The sequence below is a fragment of the Streptomyces sp. NPDC046261 genome, assembly GCF_040646235.1.
Classification (GTDB): domain Bacteria; phylum Actinomycetota; class Actinomycetes; order Streptomycetales; family Streptomycetaceae; genus Streptomyces.
This window is the reverse complement of the sequence record NZ_JBEYZU010000008.1, coordinates 208,318-228,344: the sequence shown is the minus strand read 5'-3', so window position 1 is coordinate 228,344 and position 20,027 is coordinate 208,318. Positions and strand designations below refer to the sequence as shown.

Here is a 20,027-nt window from a genome sequence, read left to right as displayed (position 1 = left end):
GGCGGGGTCAGAAGACGACCACCGAGCGCAGCACGTCGCCCGCGTGCATGCGCTCGAACGCCTTCTCCACGTCGCCCAGGCCGATGGTCTCCGTGACGAACGTGCCGAGGTCGAGCCGTCCCTGCTGGTGCAGGTCGATGAGCATGGGGAAGTCGCGCGAGGGCAGGCAGTCGCCGTACCAGGAGGACTTGAGGGCGCCGCCGCGGCCGAAGACGTCCAGGAGCGGCAGCTCCAGCTTCATGTCCGGGGTGGGCACGCCCACCAGGACGACCGTGCCGGCCAGGTCGCGGGCGTAGAACGCCTGCTCGTACGTCTCGGGGCGGCCGACCGCCTCGATGACGACGTCCGCGCCGAAGCCGCCGGTCAGCTCGCGAATGGCCTCGACGGGGTCGGTGAGGCGGGAGTTGACGGTGTGGGTGGCGCCCATGCGCAGGGCGGTCTCGAGCTTGCGGTCGTCGATGTCGACGGCGATGATCCGTGCCGCGCCGGCGAGCCGGGAACCGGCGATGGCCGCGTCGCCGACGCCCCCGCAGCCGATGACGGCGACCGAGTCGCCGCGCCCGACCTGGCCGGTGTTGATCGCGGCACCGATGCCCGCCATGACCCCGCAGCCGAGCAGCCCCGCCACCGCCGGGGAGACGCCGGGGTCGACCTTGGTGCACTGGCCGGCCGCGACGAGCGTCTTCTCGGCGAACGCGCCGATGCCGAGCGCCGGCGAGAGCTCCGTGCCGTCGGCGAGCGTCATCTTCTGCCGGGCGTTGTGGGTGTTGAAGCAGTACTGCGGCCGGCCGCGCAGGCAGGACCGGCACTGGCCGCAGACGGCCCGCCAGTTGAGGATGACGAAGTCGCCGGGGGCCACCTCGCTCACGCCCTCGCCGACGGCCTCGACGATGCCCGCCGCCTCGTGGCCGAGGAGGAAGGGGAAGTCGTCGTTGATGCCGCCCTGCTTGTAGTGCAGGTCGGTGTGGCAGACGCCGCACGCCTGGACCTTCACCACGGCCTCGCCCGGTCCCGGGTCCGGCACGAGGATGGTCTCCACCCGGACCGGTTCGTTCTTCCCCGGTGCGATGACTCCGCGTACTTCCTGCGCCATGATGTCGCGCCCCGCCCTTCGTGTCGCTGGTCTTCCCCCACGGTACGCCCCGGGGGTGCCACCGACGATCTTCGGCACGGTCGTCCCCGGGTCGCGGACGGCTCAGCGCCGTTTCGGCAGCGGTACGCGCATCAGGTCCCGGGCGACGGTCAGCTCGCCGTCGAAGCCGGCCGCGCGGGCCTGCCGCTCGAAGACGACGGGGTCGTCGTAGCGCTGCGAGAAGTGCGTGAGCACCAGGTGCCGTACGCCCGCCTCGGCCGCGACCCGGCCGGCCTGGCCCGCCGTCAGATGGCCGTGCTCGGTGGCGAGGGCCTCGTCCTCGTCGAGGAACGTCGACTCGATGACGAGCATGTCGCAGCCCTCGGCGAGGGCGTGGACGCCCTCGCACAGCCGGGTGTCCATGACGAACGCGAAGCGCTGCCCGCGCCGGACCTCGCTCACCTCGTCCAGGGTGACGCCGCCGACGGCGCCCTCGCGCTGGAGCCGGCCGACGTCCGGCCCGCTGATGCCGTGCGCGGCCAGCCGCTCGGGCAGCATGCGACGGCCGTCGGGCTCGGTCAGGCGGTAGCCGTAGGACTCGACGGGATGCGAGAGCCTGCGGGCCTCCAGCAGGAACGTGCCGCTGTCGGCGAGGACCGCGCCGGTGCCGGCCACCGGCTCCTGCACCAGCTTCACCGTCTCCCGGTAGGCCGTGGCGTACCGCAGCCGTTCGAAGAAGCGCTGGCCGCTGGCCGGATAGTGCGCGGTGACCCGGTGCGGCACCCGGTCGAGGTTGATGCGCTGGATCACCCCGGCCAGGCCGAGGGAGTGGTCACCATGGAAGTGGGTGACGCAGATCCGGTTGAGGTCGTGGGCGGCCACCCCGGCGCGCAGCATCTGCCGCTGGGTGCCCTCTCCGGGGTCGAAGAGCAGGCCCTCGCCGTCCCAGAGCAGGACGTAGCCGTTGTGGTTGCGGTGCCGGGTGGGCACCTGGCTGGCGGTGCCGAGGACGACGAGTTCGCGTACGGACATACGGCTCAGCCGGGCGGCCAGTTGAAGCCGCGGCCGCCGAGGACGTGGGCGTGGGCGTGGAAGACGGTCTGCCCGGCGCCGGCGCCGGTGTTGAAGACGATGCGGAAGCCCTTGTCCCCGTTCTCCTGCAGGGCGACCTCGCCGGCCTCGCGCAGCACGTCGGCGGCGATCCGCGGCTCGGCGGCCGCGAGGGAGGCGGCGTCGGGGTAGTGCACCTTGGGGATCACCAGGCAGTGCACGGGCGCCTGGGGGTTGATGTCGCGGAACGCGAGGGTCGTCTCGGTCTCCTTGACGACCGTCGCGGGCACCTCCCCTGCCGCGATCTTGCAGAACAGGCAGTCGGCCTGCGGTTCTCCCGCCACCGGTGGCTCCTCCCGGGTCGTCGGCTCCTACGGTCCGGATGTTACCGGTCCGTCGGGACGACCGCGGCGACCCTCCCGGCTACTTGCCCTGCTGGTGGTGGCCGTGATCGCCGGGCCCGTCGGTGCAGTCGGCGGAGGAGGTGGGCTTCGACGGCGGTTTCGGGGGCGTTCCGGCGCCGGTGTGCGAGCAGTCGCCCAGGACACTCACGGAGAAGACCGTCCTCCCGTCGACCTTGGCGGTCAGCAGGCCGCGGACGCACTCCTGGCCGCTGGCGCCGGTGACCCGGCCGAAGACGATGATCTTCTTGCCGCTCTCGGTGCGCCCCTCGCAGTCGACGCCGACGGCGTAGACCGGCTGGGTGGCGCCGCCCGCGTCCTTGCCGCCGCCCGCGTCCTTGCCGCCGCCCTCGGCCTTGCCGGTGCACTTCAGCCAGGCCACCTTGACGCCCTCGCGGTCGAGCGCGCCACTGGCCTGCCGCTGTGTGGTGACGGCGACGGCCGCCGCGTCGAGCCCGCCGGCCGGTTCGCAGCCGGCGAGCGCCATGACCGCCACGCCGGCGAGGGCCGCGGCGCCCGCCGCGTACCGCACCCGGGGGCCGGCAAGGGAAAGGCCACGCATGCGCCCCAACGCACCCATAGCGGCGAGTCTGCCACCGGTCCGTCCCGTGCGGAAGAACGCCTGTGGGCCATGAGCTGACACTCCGTCGGCCATCGCCCCGGCCGTCTGGCCGTCCATGAGCCGCAATGGTCTGTGCCAACATGACGGGATCAAGGACGAGTTCCCTCGGAAACACAGGATTTACCGTTTCCGCACCCGAGTTTCACCTTCCCCCCTTACTCTCTCCCGCAGGGAGACACACACGCGCACTGGGGAGTCGCGTGCGGGGGAAGATCCAAGCGATGCCACGGCGCTTTCGTGGCGCTTTTCAGGGGGGACTTCTTTGCTCGCTTCCGTCGTCGTCTGTACGGTCTCGCTCGCCCTCTTCTGGATGGCGGCCTTCACGCTGTGGTGGCAGATGCACGCCTGGCGCACCCCCGAGACCCTCGCGGGCACCCGCTTCGAGCCGGCCGGCGACGAAGGCGCCCTGTCCTTCTCGCTCCTGGTGCCCGCCCGGCACGAACAGGCGGTGCTGGAGCACACCGTCACCCGGCTGCTGAGGTCCACGCACCGCAGCTTCGAGGTCCTCGTCATCGTCGGCCACGACGACCCGGAGACCGCCGAGGTCGCCGAGAAGGTGGCGGCCACCGACCCGGACCGGGTGCGGGTGATCGTCGACGTCCACGAGAAGAAGAACAAGCCCAAGGCGCTCAACACCGCGCTCCCCCACTGCCGGGGCGAGGTCGTCGGCGTCTTCGACGCCGAGGACCAGGTCCACCCCGCGCTGCTCACCCACGTCGACCACGCCTTCCGGGCGACCGGCGCGGACGTGGTGCAGGGCGGCGTCCAGCTGATCAACTTCCACTCCAGCTGGTACAGCCTGCGCAACTGCCTGGAGTACTTCTTCTGGTTCCGCAGCCGCCTCCACCTGCACGCGGAGAAAGGTTTCATCCCGCTGGGCGGCAACACCGTCTTCGTCCGCACCGACGTGCTGCGCGAGGCCGACGGCTGGGACCCGGAGTGCCTGGCCGAGGACTGCGACCTGGGCGTGCGGCTCTCCAGCCGGGGCAAGCGCGTCGTCGTCGCCTACGACTCGGAGATGGTCACCCGCGAGGAGACCCCCGGCTCCCTGATGAGCCTGCTCAAGCAGCGCACCCGCTGGAACCAGGGATTCCTTCAGGTCTACCGCAAGAAGGACTGGCGGCAACTGCCCACCGTCGCCCAGCGCATGCTCGCCCGCTACACCCTGATGACGCCCTTCTTCCAGGCGTTCACCGGCCTGATCATCCCGCTGAACATCGCCATAGCGCTCTTCCTCGACGTCCCCGCCGGCGTCGCCGTGGTGACCTTCCTGCCGGCCGTCACCATGCTGGTCACCTTCATGTTCGAGATCGTCGGGCTGCACGACTTCGGCACGCAGTACGGCCTGCGCGTGCGCTTCGTCCACTACCTCAAGCTCATCCTCGGCGGCCCCTTCTACCAGCTCATGCTCGCCGGGGCCGCGGTGCGCGCGGTCTGGCGGGAGCAGCGGGGCCGCAGCGACTGGGAGCTCACCCGACACGTCGGCGCGCACCTCACCCGAGAGGACGTCACTTCGTGACCGCGACACTCCCCACCGCCCAGGCGGCACCGCCCGCCGCGCCGCGGCCCCCCGCCACGGCCCCCGGCCCCCTCAGACCCGTCCCGCGCCTGCGGGATTCGCGCCCCGACCTGCTGACGTGCGGGGTCCTGCTGGCGGCGATCATGCTGGTGCAGGGCTGGAACATCACCGGCTTCCCGGCGATCGGCGACGACGAGGGCACCTACCTCGCCCAGGCCTGGGCCGTCCAGGAGGGCAGGGGCCTGGCCCACTACACCTACTGGTACGACCACCCGCCGCTGGGCTGGATCCAGATAGCCCTGGTCACCTGGATACCGGCGGCCCTGTCCCCCGACACGATGTCGGTCGCCCCGATGCGCTGCGCGATGCTGCTGATCTCGGCCGTCAGCGCGGTGCTGGTGTACGTGCTGGGGCGGCGGCTGGGGCTGCGACGGTGGGCGGCGGGCCTGGCCATGGCCCTGTTCGGGCTCTCCCCGCTGGCGGTGGTCCTACAGCGGGAGATCTTCCTCGACAACATCGCCGTGATGTGGATCCTGCTGGCCTTCTGCCTGGCCGCCTCCCCCCGCCGCCACCTGTGGCACCACTTCGGGGCCGGGCTGGCGGCGGCGGTCGCCGTGCTGTCCAAGGAGACGATGCTCGTCATCCTGCCCGCCCTGCTGCTGACCATGTGGCGGCACAGCCACCGCGACACCCGCAAGTTCGCCGTGACGGGCGCGGTGACCGCCTGCGTCCTGATCGGGCTGGCCTATCCGCTGTTCGCCCTGCTCAACCACGAGCTCTTCCCCGGCCCCGGGCACGTCTCCCTGATCGACGGCATCAGGTACCAGATGAGCCGCCCCGGTTCCGGGTTCATGCTCGACCCCGGCTCCGGCTCGCACGGCGTGCTGCACTCGTGGCTCTACTACGACCGCGTCCTGCCGCTGTGCGGGCTGGCCGCCGCCGTGCTGCTGGTCGCCGCCGCCCGCTGGTCGCGCACGGGCCGGGCCCTGGCCGGGCCCGCCGCCGCGGCCGTGATCCTCGCGCTGGTCGCGCTGCGCCCGTCGGGCTATCTGCCGGCGATGTACGTCATCCAGGTCCTGCCCTTCCTCGCCCTGGCCCTCGCCGGCGTGGCCGCCTCCGTCGCCGGCGCCCTGCTGCGCGCCCGCCCGGGCCCGGGGCCCCGCCGTCAGGCGGTGCGCCGGTCGGCGGTAGCCCTGCTGGCCGTGACGGCCGCCGTGCTCGTCGTACCGCGCTGGTACGACGGCAACCGCGCGGCCCTGACCGTCGACGCCAACGCGCCCTACCGCGCGGCCGCCGCCTGGCTGGGCGACCGGGACAACGTCGCCGACCCGGCCCGTACGCGCGTCCTGGCCGACGACGGGATCTGGCTCGACCTCGTGCACGCCGGCTACCGGCCCGGCACCGGGGCCGTCTGGTTCTACAAGGCCGACCTCGACCCCGCGGTCAACAAGACCATGCCGCGGGGCTGGCGCGACGTGCACTACGTGGTCTCCTCGCCGACCGTCCGCCGTGACGCCTCGACGCTTCCGCTGGTGAAGGCCGCGCTGGAGAACTCGGAAGCCGTGGCCTCCTTCGGCGAGGGCGAGGACCGGATCGAGATCCGCCGCATCCGCGCCGCCGCCCGGTGACCGGCGCCGGGGCCACGGCCACCGGGCCGCCGCCGGGGCACACACCGCCGACACCGCCGACAACGAAGGGACACGTGATGGCATGGCATTAAGGGTCACCGCAGGCAGACGCGCCCGTCTCCCCGGACGCCGCAGACGCACCCGGGCGGCCGCGGCGTCGCTCCTGGCCGCCGGCGCGTCCTTCGGGCTGCTGCTGGCCGCGCCCGGCCCGGCGGAGGCCGGCTCGAACCTCGTCGTCAACCCCGGCTTCGAGTCCGTACGGTCCGCCGACTCCCTGCCGACCTGCTGGGAGAAGTCCGGCTGGGGCGACAACGACTTCACCGTCACCACGACCGACCAGGCGCACAGCGGAGCCAGGGCGCTGTCCGTCTCCGTCACGCGCCGCGTCGACGGCGACCGCAAGGCGCTGATGGTCGAGGACACCTCCTGTGCGCCGAACGTGACGCCGGCCCATCAGTACGACCTCTCCCTCTGGTACAAGAGCACCACGCCGGACGCGACCATCACCGTCTTCCGCCATGACGTGAAGGCCGGCTGGCAGTACTGGACCGACCTCAAGACGCTGCCGGTCAGCGCCGGTTACACGCGCGCCTCCGTCCGTACGCCCGTCGTCCCGCCCGGCACGGACCAGATCACCTGGGGCATCTCCGTCCACGGCACGGGCACGGTCGTCTCCGACGACTACGACATGCAGGACGCCACCCAGCCCGCGGTCGGCGACACCTGCACCGCCGGCGACGCCTGCACCAAGGGCACCTGGGCGGTCATGCCGTTCAAGAACCCGGTGCGCAGCATGCACTCGGTCGTCCTGCACAACGGCAAGGTGCTGCTGGTCGCCGGCTCCGGCAACGATCCCGACATGTTCAAGGCCGGCACCTTCACCTCGGCCGTCTACGACCCGAAGACCGGCACCACGAAGACGATCCCGACCCCGGTCGACATGTTCTGCGCCGGCCATGTGCAGCTCTCCGACGGCCGCGTGCTCATCATGAGCGGCAACAAGGCATACCCGGCGGCCGACGGCAGCCACGGCTACGAGGGCTTCAAGGACAGCTACATCTTCGACCCGGCGGCGGAGAAGTACGTCAAGACCAACGACATGAACGAGGGCCACTGGTACCCCTCGGCGACGATCCTCGGCAACGGCGACGTCATCAGCTTCGGCGGCCTCAAGGAGGACTCGACCGGCAGCGTCACCGCCGAGAAGTTCTCCCAGGCGCAGCAGAAGTGGCTGCCGCGCAACGAGGTCAACCAGACCTGGTCGTACTGGGGCCTGTACCCGTCGATGATCCTCATGCAGGACGGCCGGCTCTTCTACTCCGGCAGCCACGTCTTCGGCGACGGCACGCCGGGCACGGGCGCGTCGGTCTATGACTACGGCGCCAACAAGATCACCGACGTGCCGGGGCTCCAGGACAAGGACAACCGCGACCAGTCGATGAGCGTGCTGCTGCCGCCCGCGCAGGACCAGCGCGTGTTGACCATGGGCGGCGGCAACGTCAACCGCAACCCGGAGGCGAGCCGCCTCACGGACCTCATCGACCTCAAGCAGCCCAACCCCCGCTATGTGCCCGCACCGCTGCTGCCGCAGGGCACGGTCGACCAGGGCCAGGGCCCCAAGCCGCAGACGGGCGGGCAGGGCAAGATGTACGTCTCCGCGGTCCTGATGCCCGACGGCAAGGTCCTGGAGACCGGCGGCGGCCTCCACGACCGCGCGGACCCGGTGTACGAGGCGAGCTTCTTCAACCCGCAGACCAACACCTTCCAGGCCGGCCTGGCCACGGACCCGATCCCGCGCACGTACCACTCCTCGGCGTTCCTGCTGCCCGACGGCCGCGTGATGGCCGTCGGCGACAACCCCGGCAACGGCACCTTCGACGACCACGTCTCCATCTACACGCCGCCGTACCTCTACAAGGGCGCGCGGCCGCAGATCACGTCGGTGGCGAACAACAAGTGGCAGTACGCCAGCACGCAGCGCGTGACGGTCGACCGCCCGGTGGTCAAGGCCGAGCTGATCCGCCCGGCCGCGGTGACGCACTCCTCGGACCCGAACCAGCGCTTCGTCGACCTGCCGATGACGGTCGGCGCGGACGGCACCACGATCGACCTCAACGTCACGAGCAACCCCAACCTGGCGCCGCCCGGCTGGTACATGCTCTTCGCCGTCGACGCGGCCGGCGTCCCGTCGGTGGCCTCCTGGGTCCACCTGGGCGGCCCGGAGGCCCTGGCGACCCCGATGGTCCACGACTTCGCGGGCAAGGTGCGGCACGACGCGAAGGCGTCCGTCCCGGAGCCGGACAGGAAGTCCCACCCCGTCTCCCCGCAGATCGCGGGCTGCGACCGCCACTACGGGGCGGAGAACGTGTGCGTCCCGACGGTCTTCCCGAAGACGGTCGCGGCGACGACGGCGGCCCGCTGCGCATGGCTCAAGGCCCACGACTACAAGGCGCTGCGGCTGAACGGCAAGGACGATCCGCTGAAGCTGGACCCGGACCGCAACGGCCGGGCGTGTGACTGAGCGCTGAGCACTGAGCGGCCGGGTGCCCCGGCGCCCCGTCCGGGCGTGGGGGCACCCGGCCGCACGGTGAGATCATGCGGGTTCCGACCGCTTCCGATCACTGGAGCCGCCGTGAGACACCTGGGCATTCTCGCGCACAGCGCGGAAGGGGCCGCCCTGTGCTTCCGCACCTTCTGCCGGCAGGGTTTCGCCGAACTCGGCCCCCATGAACACCCCGACGTCACCCTCGACTTCATCGCGCTGGCCCGCAGCATGCCCGCGTGGGACGCGGGCGACCACGACACGATCCGCGCCACGCTCTCCGAGAGCGCCGACCGCCTGGCCCGCGCGGGCGCGGACTTCTTCGTCTGCCCCGACAACACCGCCCACATGGCCTTCGAACGCCCCGGCCCGGACCTCGCCCTGCCGGGCCTGCACATCGCCGAGGTCGTAGCCGCCCAGGCAGCACGCGAGGGCCGCGGACGGGTGGGGGTGCTGGGTACGAAGTACCTGATGGACGGCCCCGTCTACCCCGAGGCGCTGGCCCGCCGCGGCATCGCGGCGGAAGTACCGGACGCGGACGACCGCCGCATCGTCAACGAGGTCATCTTCGAGGAGTTGCTGAGCGGCATCCTCTCCGAGAGCTCACGCCGCGAGTACGTGCGCGTCATCGGCCGCCTGGCCGCCCGCGGCTGCGACGCGGTCGCCCTGGTCTGCACCGAGATCCCCCTCCTGGTGACCCCGGACGTCTCCCCTCTCCCCACGCTCGACTCGACCCGCCTCCTGGCGGCCGCCGCGTTCGACGTGGCCGTGGGCCGCGCGCCACTCCCCACCTGGCGCGGCGGCCCCCTCGCACCCTGACCGCCTACGTCACCTCCGGCCGCACCAGCGCCCGGTCGAACGGCTCCCCGGTGGCCCGGGCGTACGCCAGCCGCTCCCGCACCTCCCTGAGGGTGCGCGGCCGGTAGCCCGGGCCACCGAAGCAGCAGTCCTTGTGAAAGCGCACCCCGGCGTGCAGCAACACCGCCAGCGCCCGCCAGCCGGCGACGTCCCGCCGGCGCGGCGGCGCGAAGGCGGACCCGACGTGGATCAGCGCCCCGGCGCACCGGGGGCAGGTACGCACCCGGTTGTCCCGGCCGGGGCGGGGCTGCTTGTACGAGGCCCGGCAGGGCAGGCAGACGAACGCGGTCTTGGCGGGCGGCATGCGGCGAGGTTACTGACCTTTCAGCGGTGTTGTCGTCGGGTCGGGAGGTGGGTTGTCTGGCCGAAGTGCCGGACTTCGCCTGGCCGACACCGGCGGACGTGCCGCAGCGCTGCCTCGCTCTCGCCATATTCACCCGTCGCCACGATCGCCCGGATGCCCATGTTCGTGCCCAACCCGAAGAGGGCCGGCAGGAGGCGGCGCTGGAGGACGTCACGCTCGATGCGCTCGTAGGCGGCCACCGAGGAGAACTCCCCAGTGAAGCCGGTGAGGAAGTCGGCGTTCTTCAGCACGTCCAGGAGGTCCAGGACGCCCCAGCGGCGCGTGACCTCCTCCTTGAGGGTCTGAAGACCGGTGGGCTCGGCCAGCGGCTCCAGCTTGGGCACGGTGATCCACGGCTCGCCCTTGCGGGTAGTGACCTTCACCCCGCCCGCGCTGCCGTCCGCGAGCGCGCCGGACAGCTGGCCCAGGCCCGCGGTCATGCGCTTCTTCAGGTCCGCGATGAACGCCCGCGGATTCAGCGGCTGGCGGATCGCGGCGTAGTGCACGGCGCGGGTGGCCTCGAAGTCGCCGGGCAGGTCGTCCTCCGGGTTGCGCCAGCGTGCGGCGCCCTCGACGTAGATCTCGCGGCGCCGCACGGCGTCCCGGAGCGCGACCAGGACGCACAACTCGTACGGGATACGCTCGACCTTGTCCTTGTCGTCAACGACCGCCTCGCGCCAGTCCTTGCGCACCACGCCATCCATGGGCACGTCATCGCCGGCGTCGTAGAAGGTGATCTCCGCCTGACGGGACGAGCACAGCGCCGCGAGCAAGGTGATTCGTACGTCCTCCGCCGTGTCGCGGAAGTCCGAGGGGTACATCTTGATCGCCCGCGCCCGCCAGGCGGCCACCAGCTTCTCCGAGCAGTCCGCGAACAGCCCGTCCGGCAGCCCGAGCTTGCGCACGTCGTTGAGCTTGGTGATCTCCGTCAGCAGGGAGTCCAGGCCGACCGCCCCCGGGTCCCGCTTGAGTGCGGCCAGCAGCGCGGTACCCGCCTCGTTGTCCTCGGCCACCAAGGACAGCAGCCGAGCCGTGCCCGCCTCGCCGAGGCGGCCGATCGTGCGGGCGCAGAACGTCTTCTCCCACTTACCGCGCGCCGCGACAAGTACCTTCTCGACCCGGGTACGGCCCGGCGGCTCGATCTTCCGGGCCCGGCACTCGACCAGCAGAGCCTCGCGCTGCCGGTCCTCCACCAGCTCGACTGGACAGACCTCCACGGCCAGCCACTCGGCCAGCGCCTTCTCGTCCGCGACCGTCGACGGCCGGAACCCCAGGGCCTCACGAATCTGCTTGCGGTGGTACTCGGCGGTCCGGCCGACCAGCGTGTACTTCGCGAATTCGGGGCCGGGACCTTCACCAGATCGGCGACGTATTCCACTGCGGCCGACGGCACCTCTTCCAGCACATCGGGAAACCGGCCTTCCAGCTCGAAGAACTTCAGCAAGAGGCTGAAGCCAAGCCGCGTCGTCCCGCTCTTGTTCGCGACCAGATCCCAGTCGCCGTCTACCAGCGTCCAGTTTGCCAACAGCTCCTCGTGTACGGCGGGGACGGCGCTGACGCGCAGGGTGTAGCCCTGGCCGCGCCGTACGGTCGTCCCCTGGTCGAGCGCGCCGCGCTCGGCCGGGACCTGGACGCCGTCACGGGCATGCGCGCGGGCGAACTGGTCGCCGCCTCCTTCCCCCGCGGCGTGGTGCGCCCGCTGCACGGGGTGGGCCACTACCCGTGGGTCGACGAGCCGGAGATGTTCCGGCCGATGGTGGAGGAGTTCCCGCGGGCGGTGAGCGTATGAACCTCCTGTCACATTCGGCAACGTCTGAGATCTTCTGGCGGATCTGACGGAATCGTCCATTCCCTGTACATGATCAGTAACAGACTCACGAGGCAGGCGTGCCGAGAGTGATTCCTGGTGAAGACTCGGCCTGCCACTGGCCGTGTACGGCCAACCGACCACAGGGGACACCATGAGCAAGAATCACAAGAGCCACCTCAGGGGCTGGAAGTCCTACGCCCTCGGGGCCACGACGGTCACCGCGCTGCTCGCGTCCATGGGGTACGAGGCGAGCGCGGCCGACGGCAGCGGCGCCGGCGGCAGCACGAAGACCGTCGCCACCTGCACCAAGAGCGCCCTCGCGGTCTCCGCCGTGCGGCAGCCCGAGGACGGCGAGGTGACCAGGCACCTCCTCATCACCGCCAAGAACGTCGGCGACAAGGCGTGCAACCTCTACCGCCACCCCCACATACGGCTCGGCGCCGATGCCCAGGCCCCGGCCCCCGTGATCAAGGACAGCGACCCGGACCCGGGGAAGCCCGTCACCATCGCCCCGGGTGAGAAGGCATACGCCGCGCTGCTCGTCAGTGGCGGCGCCAGGGACGAGTACGAGGCGAAAAGCATCACCCTCAGCCTTCAGGGCGACAAGCCCGGCAGCGCCGCGAGTGGGCCGATCGACATCCCCATGCCCGTGGACACGCTGTACGCGGACGACGGCCAGCTCGTCACCTACTGGACGACCGCTCCCGGCTTTGCCCTGCGCTTCATCATGGCGAAGTAGTCGAAGTATCGGACTTCGTGGCTGGCGTATGTCCGCCATATGACGGTGGCGTCCGCACCATTGAAGCGGGGCCGGGGCGAACGTATGGTCGTAGCCGTCGGGGAGGGCACGACGCTTCGACCCCGGCCGTGTGCCCGAGCGGCTTAGGGGCTCGCCTGCAAAGCGAGTTACGCTGGTTCGATTCCAGTCACGGCCTCTGGTTTTATTTCTTCAGCCCGACCCCGCCCCGGCGCTCGCCCTCGCGCCGAGGCTGTTGAGCGGCTGCGGCACGGTGGCGCTGGTGCTGCTCGTACTGGCCGCCTGCCTCGTCGCGGCGCTCGCGTGGTTCGTCGACAACGCGGACCCGTACGACCACTCCGGGGAGCTGGTCTCGCAGGGCGGGAAGTACGGCAGCCCGTTGGCCCCGGGCGATACGGCCCGCTACCGGGACGGCCTGCGGGTGACGGTGGGCAAGGCCCGCCGCGTGCCGAACCTCCCCGGCGATGTCGCCCTGAAGGAGGGCGAGCTGACGTACGAGTACGCGGTGACGTACGTCACTGATCTTTCAGCGGCGTTGTCGTCGGGTCGGGAGGTGGGTTGCGGTGAGGCAGCCGTCGATGAGGTGGCTGCGGTATTGGATCTGGCGGAGGCCGTGACGCCGTACTCGGACGAGGTGGTCGGCGTCGGTGAAGGCTGTGTTGGCCTGGCTGCTGCGTCGCAGCAGTGACCAGACGCCCTCGACGGGGTTGAGCTCGGGCGCGTAGGGCGGCAGGTGGAAGGCGGTGACCCAGACGTGAGTGGCGACGAAGTCCGAGGGCCCGCCGGGCAGGTACCTGGTGACTCCATCCGTGACGCCGGAGCATCTGAGCAATGCCGGAGAGCGTGAAGCTCTTGTGGAACCTGCGGCCGATCAAGGTTTTGATCCTGGCCAGGGTCCACCTCTGGTCCGGCCAGCCGTGCGCGACAGGGCCCTTGTCCAGCTCTGCCTCCAGCGCCGCGAACAACTCGTCGCTCAGCTTCGGCCGGCCGGCAGAGCCTGTCGACCGCAGCGCGGCCTCCCCGCCGGCTTCGTAGTCCCGCCGCCCCCGCTGGACCGACCGGACACTCACCCGTAACTGCTTCGCGACCAGCCCGTTCGGCTGCCCGGCGGCGAACATTCGGGCCGCTTCCAAGCGGATCCGCTCACGGAACTGCCGCCGCTCATCAGTCAGCCCACCACCCTGCGGATACCTCACCTTCCCGGCATACCGCGACGATCACCAACCGTCAGCCCCTACGACAACCCGCCTTCAAAGTCAGTAACAAGGCCGTGGCGAACAACCACAGGAATTTTCAGCAGCTGTAATGCTGAGTCACCCCGCCGATGTCGTTGAATTCGCGCTCGTCGAAGATGAACACCCTCGACCAGGGGTACTCGGGGGGTGGATTCCCGTCGTCCATCTCCGGACTGTCGAAGGTTCCCACCTGGAAGAGCGTCAGCCCGGTCGAGTTCTTGACCGAGAACCGCGCATGCCAGATGTCTCCGGTGCCCGTCGAAAACGTCTTGGTGACGCAGCTCCACAACCCCGAGCCGTCCGAGTTGAACTCGATCCTGCCGTCCCTCTGCTCACAGTCCCCGACACGGAGCACATCCCAGACGAACACCTTGGACGCAAGGTCCGTCCCCTCCTGAAGGACGCCCTCCGTACTCATTTCGCTGCAACCGGCCATCTAGCCGTCCCCTTTCCCCTGATCACCCTCCCCTCAGGGGGAGATGACCCTTCGAAGAGTACGCCGGACGCCCGAAACGGGAAGAGAGCATACGAAAGTGTGCTGATGCCATTTATGCTGCGATTAGCGGTGCGCAGGGCAGGGCGGCCGGACCCGCCCGCGACGGCGGCGCATCGCCTCCCCCACCCACCCGGCGGCCGCCCGGTCCGCGGCCAGCCGCGCCGGCCCGTCCGGCGTCACCACGCGCGGCAACCCCGCCGGCCGCAACGCCCCGTAGTCCGAGAACCGCCGGGCACCGCACGTCTCGCAGCACGCCTCACCACCGGAGTGCCGCCAGCCGGAGCGGTGCGCGCAACGGTCCGCGATCCGGCCCGCCTTCACCGGGCCACACCCCGTCGCGGCAGCGGCAGCAGATGCGCGTCCCGGAAGTGGCTCCGTACGGCGATCGCGGCATCCTCGGCCCCTGCCGTGTCGCAGGCAGCCACGGCCGCCCGCCGCACGGCCTCGAGCGCGACGCACTCGCCGCAGTCCACCGGTGACCTGTACATCCGCCGTTGTGGGTGCCCCAGTTCGAACCACAGCATCTTGCCGAAGCGGCGCTTGTCGTACGTACGGCTCCCCCAGCTGTCGGCACACATCCGCAGGAGCACGAGCCCCCGCCCGGCCTCACCGCCGGGGCCACGGTCTCCGGGCGCCGCCGCCCCGTCGAAGGGGGGCGGTACGACGGGGCTGGTGTCCCACACCCCGACCCGGAGCTGCGCGCCCGGCCGGCCACGCAGGCTCAGCGAGCAGGGGCCGTCGGTGTGCAGGTAGGCGTTGGTGACGAGCTCACAGGTCAACAGGGTTGCGTCGGCGGCGATCTCGGTCATGCCGTGGCTGTCCAGGACGGCCCGGGTGGTGACTCTGGCGATGCCGGGTGCGCGGGGGTCGCGCGGCAGTTCGAGGATGTAGGACCAGGGGGGCGCCGGAGATACGGTGGCCATGAAGTCTCCTGGCGGAAGCTGGAGTTGGCGTGATGCGGTTGGCTGAGACCGTAGCGCCTATAGGTGAAGGTATTTGTCCCAACGAGTTGAACCCGTTCACCCTCCACCCGCATCGGTGACATCTGCGTCCTGTGTACGAACAGAGAGACAACGCATGCCCGTGAGAAGCAGTCCCACCGCACGCCAGCTCCGCCTCGGCACCGAGCTGCGCAAGCTACGCGAACGCGCCGGAATGTCCTCGACGGAAGCCGGGCGGCTGCTGGGGACCAACCAGGCACAGATCAGCAACATCGAGGCCGGTCGCGTCGGCGTGAGCGCAGAGCGGGTGCGCACACTGGCCCGCAACTACGACTGCTCCGACCACGCCTTGGTCGCCTCGCTGAGCGCGATGACCGGTGAACGAAAACGTGGCTGGTGGGAGGAGTACCGCGAGATGCTCCCGGTGGGCCTCATCGATCTCGCTGAGCTCGAACACCACGCGACTGCCGTACGCGCTGCCCAGGTCATCAACATCCCCGGACTGCTTCAAACCACCGACTACGCCCGGGCGATCTTCCGCGAAGCCGTACCGGCCCTCATGCCTCACGACATCGAGTTCAGGGTCTCGCACCGGATCAAACGGCAAAGCATCCTCTACCGCGCCACGCCGCCGCACTACACCGCGATCATTCATGAAGCCGCACTGCGGATGGAATTCGGCGGAATCGACACCGCCAGGGCCCAGCTCAACCATCTCGCCGCCATGAGCGAGCGAGACAACGTGACCATCGTGGTCATCCCCTTCGGCGGCACATCCTTCCCGAGCTCAGGACATGGGGTCGATTACCTGCACGGCCCGGTGCCCCAGCTGGACACCGTCCTGCTCGACGTCGCACAAGGCGGCGCCCAGATCGACGCGACGGCGAAGCTGGAGAAATACCGCCTGGTCCTGAACCGCATGCAAGAGGTCTCTCTTCCCCCGGCCCCCTCCCGTGACCTGATCCACCGGATCGCGAAGGCACTCTGAGAGGAACCAGAATCGTGCTCACCTGGCAGAAGTCCTCCTACAGCGAGGAGGCATCGTCTTGCCTCTACCTCGCCGCTTCCCCATCCGGACTGGTCCATCTCCGCGAAAGCGACATCCCCCACGCCATCCTCACCACCACCCCGGACAGACTCCACCCCCTCATATCCAGCATCAAGGCCGGCCGTTTCGACCGCGCGGCAGCGCTGGCCTCCTGAACACCATCGCGTGATCCGATGCAACGCATCACTAAATCTGCATGAAAGGCCGCGATATGCCCGAGTCGCACTGGCAGAAGTCTACGTACTGCGAGGCGGCGTCCTCCTGCATAAACCTCGCCGCCGGCCCAGGAGGAACAATCCACCTCCGCGAAAGCGAAGACCCCCACGCCATCGTCACCACCACCCCGGACAGGCTCCGCCCCCTCGTATCCGCCCTCAAGGCGGGCCGTTTCGACCGGGCAGGGGCGCTGGCACCGTAAACAGGGCGCGCGGAACGCGAAACGCGCCCCCAAATCGCTGCAAGCTCTGGCCTTCACGTCACCAGCGGAGGGCGGCGGGAGTCGGAAATCGAAGGGGTTCGGGATAATGAGTGCCACCTGCGGCACCAATCCCTATCAGAGGTAATCGAAAACCCCCGAAGAAGGTGCAATGCCCGACATCAAGAGCGGCTCCAAAAAGCAGGACGTGCTCATCCTCGTATTCACCGTCCTGCCCGCCGGCACGGTGCCGGTCATCACCTGGATAGCCAAGGAGAGGGGCGGGGCCGCGCAGATCGCCCTGATCACCCTTGTCGCCGTCCTGGCGACGACACCCCCGCTCTGGGCGTTCTGCCAGCACAAGAAGTCGCGCGTCCAGGAACGGACCCGCCGCGAGGCACTCCTGGCGCCGATCATCGATTACATCGGCGAAAGCATCACGAAACCGTCCGAAGCCCCCGCGAAGGTGGCGCAGATCCATGAGCGTCTGGCCCCGCTGCTGGCGGAGAGCCTGGGCGGCGGGGCGCGGTGCTCGTTCTACTCGTACGACACGAAGAACGAACGCTTCGTCAAGCAGGTGGCCTCGGGCGGACCGAACGGCACGCCCGACGAGATCGGTAACCGTTCCGAGAAATTTGCCAGTCTGAAGCATGTAATGGAACAAAAAGTTCCGAGTTACACAAAGGACATTCTCGACCCCGATGCGCAATTGAACTTCACCCTGGGCGGAGGTTACAGATCGATCCTCGCTCACGGAGCCTGGGCAGGGGACGAAGTCCAGGGGGTGCTGATTGTCGATGCGCCGAATCCCGGCGATCTTTCCAGAGTCAAGGTGCCGGAAACCTATGTATGGGTCTTCGCTTCTTTGTTCGGCGCCTCAAACGCGCTCGGAATGGACCAGACCGGGTGACGGAACGCCGGGCAGCGGGTAAAACAGTGAAGATGCGTCAAACGCATCGAGAGACAGGTTGGGGGAACCGTCATGCCTGAGCGTGAATCGGCGATCATCGCATCAGGGCATCGCTGGATGGACGGCAAGGAATCCACTGATGCCTACATCACCAAGGTGCTCCAGTCAGCTGCCACAACTCCTGGCCAGGAGTTGTTCCGATGGATAAGGTCCAGGCTCGCGCTCGTGCTGCAAGCGCACCACAAGCCCTAGGGCCTGTCCGGCGTGTCCCATGACCGCCTTGCTGGTGCCTCGTTCCGCTTGGTGTGGGGCGGAGTGATCTTTCGGACGGCGAGTGGACTCGGCTGGAGCCGCACCTTCCGAAGAATGTCGGACGGGGCGGACGGTGGAAGAACCACCGCACGGTCATCAACGGCATTCTCTTCCGCCAGCGCACTGGTATCCCGTGGCGAGACCTGCCCACACAGTACGGGAAGTGGAAGACAGCGCATGACAGGCATCGGCGTTGGTCGGCGGACGGCACGTGGGACCGGATCCTTCAGCATGTCCAGGCCGACGCCGACGCGGAGGGGCGGATCGACTGGAGCGTGGTCAGCGTGGATTCCACCGTGTGCCGTGCCCACCAGCACGCCGCCGGGGCCCGTCACCGGCCAGCACGGATACCAGGACGGCGCAGGCGGCCCGTTCAGGATCGGCCTGACGAGGCAGTGGGCCGCTCACGCGGCGGGCTCACCACCAAGATCCACCTGGCGAGCGACGGCGGCTGCCGCCCGTTGTCCATCCTGGGGGCCACCAGCTTCGACCGGATGCAGTATGTCCGCAGGAACGAGGTCGAGCGGACCATCAACGCGCTCAAGGGCTCCCGGGCCGTAGCCACCAGATACGACAAGAGAGCGTACGTCTTTCACGGTACGGTCACCCTCGCCGCGATCCGGCTCTGGCTCCGCCCGTGGCCTGGCGGACAGCCCTTGAAGCCTGTCCGCCACCTCGCTGACGCCGCGCCCCGCGCCCTCACCTCACTGCTCCACCGAGCTGGCCGAGTTTCTCCACGACGCGCCGACCGCATATGTGGAGCAGTGGTTGAGGTGACGCCATCCCGTCAGGACCGGACCGGCCAGTTCAGCTTCCAGTCCTGCGTGTTGATGGTGATGCTGCCGTCGGCGTTGATGACGAGCTGCCTGTCGATCACGGTGCCTGCCGCACCGAGGTCCTGCTTGCCTGAGCCGTTGAGCTTGTAGACGATCCGGTTCCAGGATTCATACAGCTCAAAGTTGCCCTGCTTCGTGGTGAAGAGCCACCTGCCCTTGTCCTCCCAGGGCAGGCCCACGCCGCTGGTCTGCTTCGTTTCTCCGGACTTGAGCACCATGCTCTGGCTGGAGACCTCCGTGTTGGTGAGCCGGATCGGCTCCCCGGGCTGGTTGTTGGTCCACCAATTGATGTAGGTAACCATGTTGACCTCCCTCAACGTCGGGCCAATCCTGTGGTCGCCCGGGGTACGGCACAAGATCGTCCAGCGCCACGGTCGGCTAATGATCAAGCCATGTCGTCCTGCGCAAGCGGGTGATGGCCCCACCCGCTTCCGCGCAACGAACGTCTCGGAAGCTCGGCGGTCGTCGAGCCGTTCCCTCGGACACGCCCTGGGGCCTGTCCGGCGGGTCCCATGACCGCCTTGCTGGTGCCTCGTTCCGCTTGGTGTGGGGCGGAGTGATCTTTCGGACGGCGAGTGGACTCGGCTGGAGCCGCACCTCCCGAAGTACACGTGGGAGAAGGTCCTGCGGGCCGTTCAGGCCGACGCTGACGCGGAGGGCCGGATCGACTGGAGTGTGGTGAGTGTGGACTCCGCAGTGTGCCGTGTTCACCAGCACGCTGCCGGGGCCCGGCGGCTGGCACGGGTTCCGGGACGACGCCGTTCTCCTGCATGGCATCGGGACGACGAGGGGATCGGCCGTTCGCGAGGCGGACTCACAACGAAGATTCATCTGGCGAGTGACGGGGGCTGCCGGCCGTTGGCCGTCCTGATCACACCGGGGCAGTGGGGTGACGCCCCTCAGCAACGGGACCGGTACGCGCGCAGGAACGAAGTCGAGCGCACCGTGAACGCCCTCAAGGACTTCCGCGCCGTGGCCACACGGTTCGACAAGCGAGCCTATGTCTTCCAGGGGACGGTTACCGTCGCAGCAATCCGGCTATGGCTCCGCTCATGAGTCGCCGGACATGCCGTAGAGCCCACCGGGCAGCCCCAGTGTTGTATCAGCCAATATCGGTTGGGGAGCTGACGCCGAGGAGGCGTCGCTGCATACCGTCGAGCTCGATCAAGTCCATATTCACCTTCAGTCACTCATACGAGTGAATGAAGGTCTGCATGGCGTAAGCCATGGGT

20 protein-coding genes, 1 tRNA gene and 5 pseudogenes are annotated in these 20,027 nt (G+C 69.4%); 13 read left to right on the top strand and 13 right to left on the bottom strand.

Annotation, left to right across the window (positions count from 1 at the left end; translation table 11 throughout):
• Positions 1 to 7 precede the first annotated feature (7 nt).
• The 4 genes from ABZ956_RS17615 to ABZ956_RS17600 form a co-directional block, all read right to left on the bottom strand.
• Entirely contained in the window at positions 8 to 1,093 is a 1,086-nt protein-coding gene (locus ABZ956_RS17615) for an S-(hydroxymethyl)mycothiol dehydrogenase (RefSeq protein WP_361893747.1), read from the bottom strand.
• A 102-nt stretch (positions 1,094 to 1,195) separates the two neighbouring features.
• Complete coding sequence (locus tag ABZ956_RS17610; RefSeq protein WP_361893745.1) at positions 1,196 to 2,104, bottom strand: ribonuclease Z; 909 nt, start codon at positions 2,102 to 2,104, stop codon at positions 1,196 to 1,198.
• 5 nt (positions 2,105 to 2,109) lie between these two features.
• Positions 2,110 to 2,466: a histidine triad nucleotide-binding protein gene (locus tag ABZ956_RS17605; RefSeq protein WP_361893742.1), complete on the bottom strand. Its 357-nt coding sequence runs from the start codon at positions 2,464 to 2,466 to the stop codon at positions 2,110 to 2,112.
• Between the two features lie 79 nt (positions 2,467 to 2,545).
• The gene (locus tag ABZ956_RS17600; RefSeq protein ID WP_361893739.1) at positions 2,546 to 3,085 is read right to left on the bottom strand and encodes a hypothetical protein; all 540 of its coding nucleotides are present in this window, start codon (positions 3,083 to 3,085) and stop codon (positions 2,546 to 2,548) included.
• A gap of 322 nt (positions 3,086 to 3,407) precedes the next feature.
• Between ABZ956_RS17600 and ABZ956_RS17595 the strand changes: the two genes are divergently transcribed.
• The 4 genes from ABZ956_RS17595 to ABZ956_RS17580 all read left to right on the top strand — a co-directional run bounded on the left by ABZ956_RS17595 (position 3,408) and on the right by ABZ956_RS17580 (position 9,653).
• Entirely contained in the window at positions 3,408 to 4,664 is a 1,257-nt protein-coding gene (locus ABZ956_RS17595; RefSeq protein ID WP_361893736.1) for a glycosyltransferase, read from the top strand.
• A gap of 89 nt (positions 4,665 to 4,753) precedes the next feature.
• The gene (locus ABZ956_RS17590; RefSeq protein WP_361893926.1) at positions 4,754 to 6,292 is read left to right on the top strand and encodes a phospholipid carrier-dependent glycosyltransferase; all 1,539 of its coding nucleotides are present in this window, start codon (positions 4,754 to 4,756) and stop codon (positions 6,290 to 6,292) included.
• 82 nt (positions 6,293 to 6,374) lie between these two features.
• A complete protein-coding gene (locus ABZ956_RS17585; RefSeq protein ID WP_361893734.1) occupies positions 6,375 to 8,813 on the top strand; it encodes a galactose oxidase-like domain-containing protein in 2,439 nt (812 codons plus the stop codon).
• A 111-nt stretch (positions 8,814 to 8,924) separates the two neighbouring features.
• Positions 8,925 to 9,653: an amino acid racemase gene (locus ABZ956_RS17580; RefSeq protein ID WP_361893731.1), complete on the top strand. Its 729-nt coding sequence runs from the start codon at positions 8,925 to 8,927 to the stop codon at positions 9,651 to 9,653.
• Positions 9,654 to 9,657: 4 nt separating this feature from the next.
• Here the strand turns inward: ABZ956_RS17580 and ABZ956_RS17575 are convergent, their stop codons facing one another.
• From ABZ956_RS17575 to ABZ956_RS17565, 3 genes and pseudogenes are all read right to left on the bottom strand, one after another.
• A complete protein-coding gene (locus tag ABZ956_RS17575; protein ID WP_361893728.1) occupies positions 9,658 to 9,996 on the bottom strand; it encodes a deoxyxylulose-5-phosphate synthase in 339 nt (112 codons plus the stop codon).
• A 20-nt stretch (positions 9,997 to 10,016) separates the two neighbouring features.
• The gene (locus ABZ956_RS17570) at positions 10,017 to 11,321 is read right to left on the bottom strand and encodes a hypothetical protein (protein ID WP_361893923.1); all 1,305 of its coding nucleotides are present in this window, start codon (positions 11,319 to 11,321) and stop codon (positions 10,017 to 10,019) included.
• 119 nt (positions 11,322 to 11,440) lie between these two features.
• Positions 11,441 to 11,560, bottom strand: a pseudogene (locus tag ABZ956_RS17565) (hypothetical protein); the annotation flags it as partial.
• Between the two features lie 99 nt (positions 11,561 to 11,659).
• Between ABZ956_RS17565 and ABZ956_RS17560 the strand changes: the two are divergent.
• The 3 genes and pseudogenes from ABZ956_RS17560 to ABZ956_RS17550 all read left to right on the top strand — a co-directional run.
• Positions 11,660 to 11,824: pseudogene (locus ABZ956_RS17560) on the top strand (alpha/beta hydrolase); the annotation flags it as partial.
• 172 nt (positions 11,825 to 11,996) lie between these two features.
• On the top strand, positions 11,997 to 12,584 hold the full coding sequence (locus ABZ956_RS17555) for a DUF4232 domain-containing protein (protein ID WP_361893725.1): 588 nt from the start codon (positions 11,997 to 11,999) through the stop codon (positions 12,582 to 12,584).
• 124 nt (positions 12,585 to 12,708) lie between these two features.
• Positions 12,709 to 12,780 (top strand) — tRNA-Cys (locus tag ABZ956_RS17550).
• Positions 12,781 to 13,128: 348 nt separating this feature from the next.
• On the opposite strand, the pseudogene ABZ956_RS17545 reads toward ABZ956_RS17550, so the two are convergent.
• The 5 genes and pseudogenes from ABZ956_RS17545 to ABZ956_RS17525 all read right to left on the bottom strand — a co-directional run.
• Positions 13,129 to 13,353: pseudogene (locus ABZ956_RS17545) on the bottom strand (transposase); the annotation flags it as partial.
• Positions 13,354 to 13,375: 22 nt separating this feature from the next.
• Positions 13,376 to 13,798 (bottom strand): annotated as a pseudogene (locus ABZ956_RS17540) (winged helix-turn-helix domain-containing protein); the annotation flags it as partial.
• Between the two features lie 97 nt (positions 13,799 to 13,895).
• Positions 13,896 to 14,273 carry a DUF6294 family protein gene (locus ABZ956_RS17535; protein WP_361893722.1) on the bottom strand — a complete coding sequence of 126 codons (378 nt, stop codon included), beginning with the start codon at positions 14,271 to 14,273 and terminating at the stop codon, positions 13,896 to 13,898.
• Positions 14,274 to 14,396: 123 nt separating this feature from the next.
• The gene (locus ABZ956_RS17530; RefSeq protein WP_361893720.1) at positions 14,397 to 14,654 is read right to left on the bottom strand and encodes a DUF6255 family natural product biosynthesis protein; all 258 of its coding nucleotides are present in this window, start codon (positions 14,652 to 14,654) and stop codon (positions 14,397 to 14,399) included.
• Positions 14,651 to 15,256 carry an ATP-binding protein gene (locus ABZ956_RS17525; RefSeq protein WP_361893718.1) on the bottom strand — a complete coding sequence of 202 codons (606 nt, stop codon included), beginning with the start codon at positions 15,254 to 15,256 and terminating at the stop codon, positions 14,651 to 14,653. Before ABZ956_RS17525 ends, ABZ956_RS17530 begins: the two co-directional genes overlap by 4 nt.
• Before the next feature lie 154 nt (positions 15,257 to 15,410).
• On the opposite strand from ABZ956_RS17525, the gene ABZ956_RS17520 reads away from it, so the two are divergent.
• From ABZ956_RS17520 to ABZ956_RS17500, 5 genes and pseudogenes are all read left to right on the top strand, one after another.
• Entirely contained in the window at positions 15,411 to 16,262 is an 852-nt protein-coding gene (locus tag ABZ956_RS17520; protein ID WP_361893716.1) for a helix-turn-helix transcriptional regulator, read from the top strand.
• A gap of 14 nt (positions 16,263 to 16,276) precedes the next feature.
• Complete coding sequence (locus ABZ956_RS17515; RefSeq protein ID WP_361893713.1) at positions 16,277 to 16,477, top strand: DUF397 domain-containing protein; 201 nt, start codon at positions 16,277 to 16,279, stop codon at positions 16,475 to 16,477.
• A gap of 41 nt (positions 16,478 to 16,518) precedes the next feature.
• Entirely contained in the window at positions 16,519 to 16,740 is a 222-nt protein-coding gene (locus tag ABZ956_RS17510; protein ID WP_361893711.1) for a DUF397 domain-containing protein, read from the top strand.
• A gap of 169 nt (positions 16,741 to 16,909) precedes the next feature.
• On the top strand, positions 16,910 to 17,647 hold the full coding sequence (locus ABZ956_RS17505) for a hypothetical protein (RefSeq protein WP_361893708.1): 738 nt from the start codon (positions 16,910 to 16,912) through the stop codon (positions 17,645 to 17,647).
• A 305-nt stretch (positions 17,648 to 17,952) separates the two neighbouring features.
• Positions 17,953 to 18,594: pseudogene (locus ABZ956_RS17500) on the top strand (IS5 family transposase); the annotation flags it as partial.
• 152 nt (positions 18,595 to 18,746) lie between these two features.
• Here ABZ956_RS17500 and ABZ956_RS17495 read toward each other — a convergent pair.
• Positions 18,747 to 19,097, bottom strand: a complete 351-nt coding sequence (locus tag ABZ956_RS17495) for a hypothetical protein (RefSeq protein ID WP_361893706.1) — start codon at positions 19,095 to 19,097, stop codon at positions 18,747 to 18,749.
• 244 nt (positions 19,098 to 19,341) lie between these two features.
• On the opposite strand from ABZ956_RS17495, the gene ABZ956_RS17490 reads away from it, so the two are divergent.
• On the top strand, positions 19,342 to 19,851 hold the full coding sequence (locus tag ABZ956_RS17490) for a hypothetical protein (protein ID WP_361893703.1): 510 nt from the start codon (positions 19,342 to 19,344) through the stop codon (positions 19,849 to 19,851).
• Positions 19,852 to 20,027 lie beyond the last annotated feature (176 nt).

What these genes read in the sequence shown, in the direction of transcription:
- ABZ956_RS17525 (WP_361893718.1), bottom strand. Translation starts at nt 15,256, where the DNA reads ATGGCCACCGTATCTCCGGCGCCCCCCTGGTCCTACATCCTCGAACTG.
- ABZ956_RS17495 (WP_361893706.1), bottom strand. Translation starts at nt 19,097, where the DNA reads ATGGTTACCTACATCAATTGGTGGACCAACAACCAGCCCGGGGAGCCG.
- ABZ956_RS17510 (WP_361893711.1), top strand. Translation starts at nt 16,519, where the DNA reads ATGAAAGGCCGCGATATGCCCGAGTCGCACTGGCAGAAGTCTACGTAC.
- ABZ956_RS17600 (WP_361893739.1), bottom strand. Translation starts at nt 3,085, where the DNA reads ATGCGTGGCCTTTCCCTTGCCGGCCCCCGGGTGCGGTACGCGGCGGGC.
- ABZ956_RS17575 (WP_361893728.1), bottom strand. Translation starts at nt 9,996, where the DNA reads ATGCCGCCCGCCAAGACCGCGTTCGTCTGCCTGCCCTGCCGGGCCTCG.
- ABZ956_RS17520 (WP_361893716.1), top strand. Translation starts at nt 15,411, where the DNA reads ATGCCCGTGAGAAGCAGTCCCACCGCACGCCAGCTCCGCCTCGGCACC.
- ABZ956_RS17610 (WP_361893745.1), bottom strand. Translation starts at nt 2,104, where the DNA reads ATGTCCGTACGCGAACTCGTCGTCCTCGGCACCGCCAGCCAGGTGCCC.
- ABZ956_RS17585 (WP_361893734.1), top strand. Translation starts at nt 6,375, where the DNA reads ATGGCATTAAGGGTCACCGCAGGCAGACGCGCCCGTCTCCCCGGACGC.
- ABZ956_RS17555 (WP_361893725.1), top strand. Translation starts at nt 11,997, where the DNA reads ATGAGCAAGAATCACAAGAGCCACCTCAGGGGCTGGAAGTCCTACGCC.
- ABZ956_RS17615 (WP_361893747.1), bottom strand. Translation starts at nt 1,093, where the DNA reads ATGGCGCAGGAAGTACGCGGAGTCATCGCACCGGGGAAGAACGAACCG.
- ABZ956_RS17505 (WP_361893708.1), top strand. Translation starts at nt 16,910, where the DNA reads ATGCCCGACATCAAGAGCGGCTCCAAAAAGCAGGACGTGCTCATCCTC.
- ABZ956_RS17535 (WP_361893722.1), bottom strand. Translation starts at nt 14,273, where the DNA reads ATGGCCGGTTGCAGCGAAATGAGTACGGAGGGCGTCCTTCAGGAGGGG.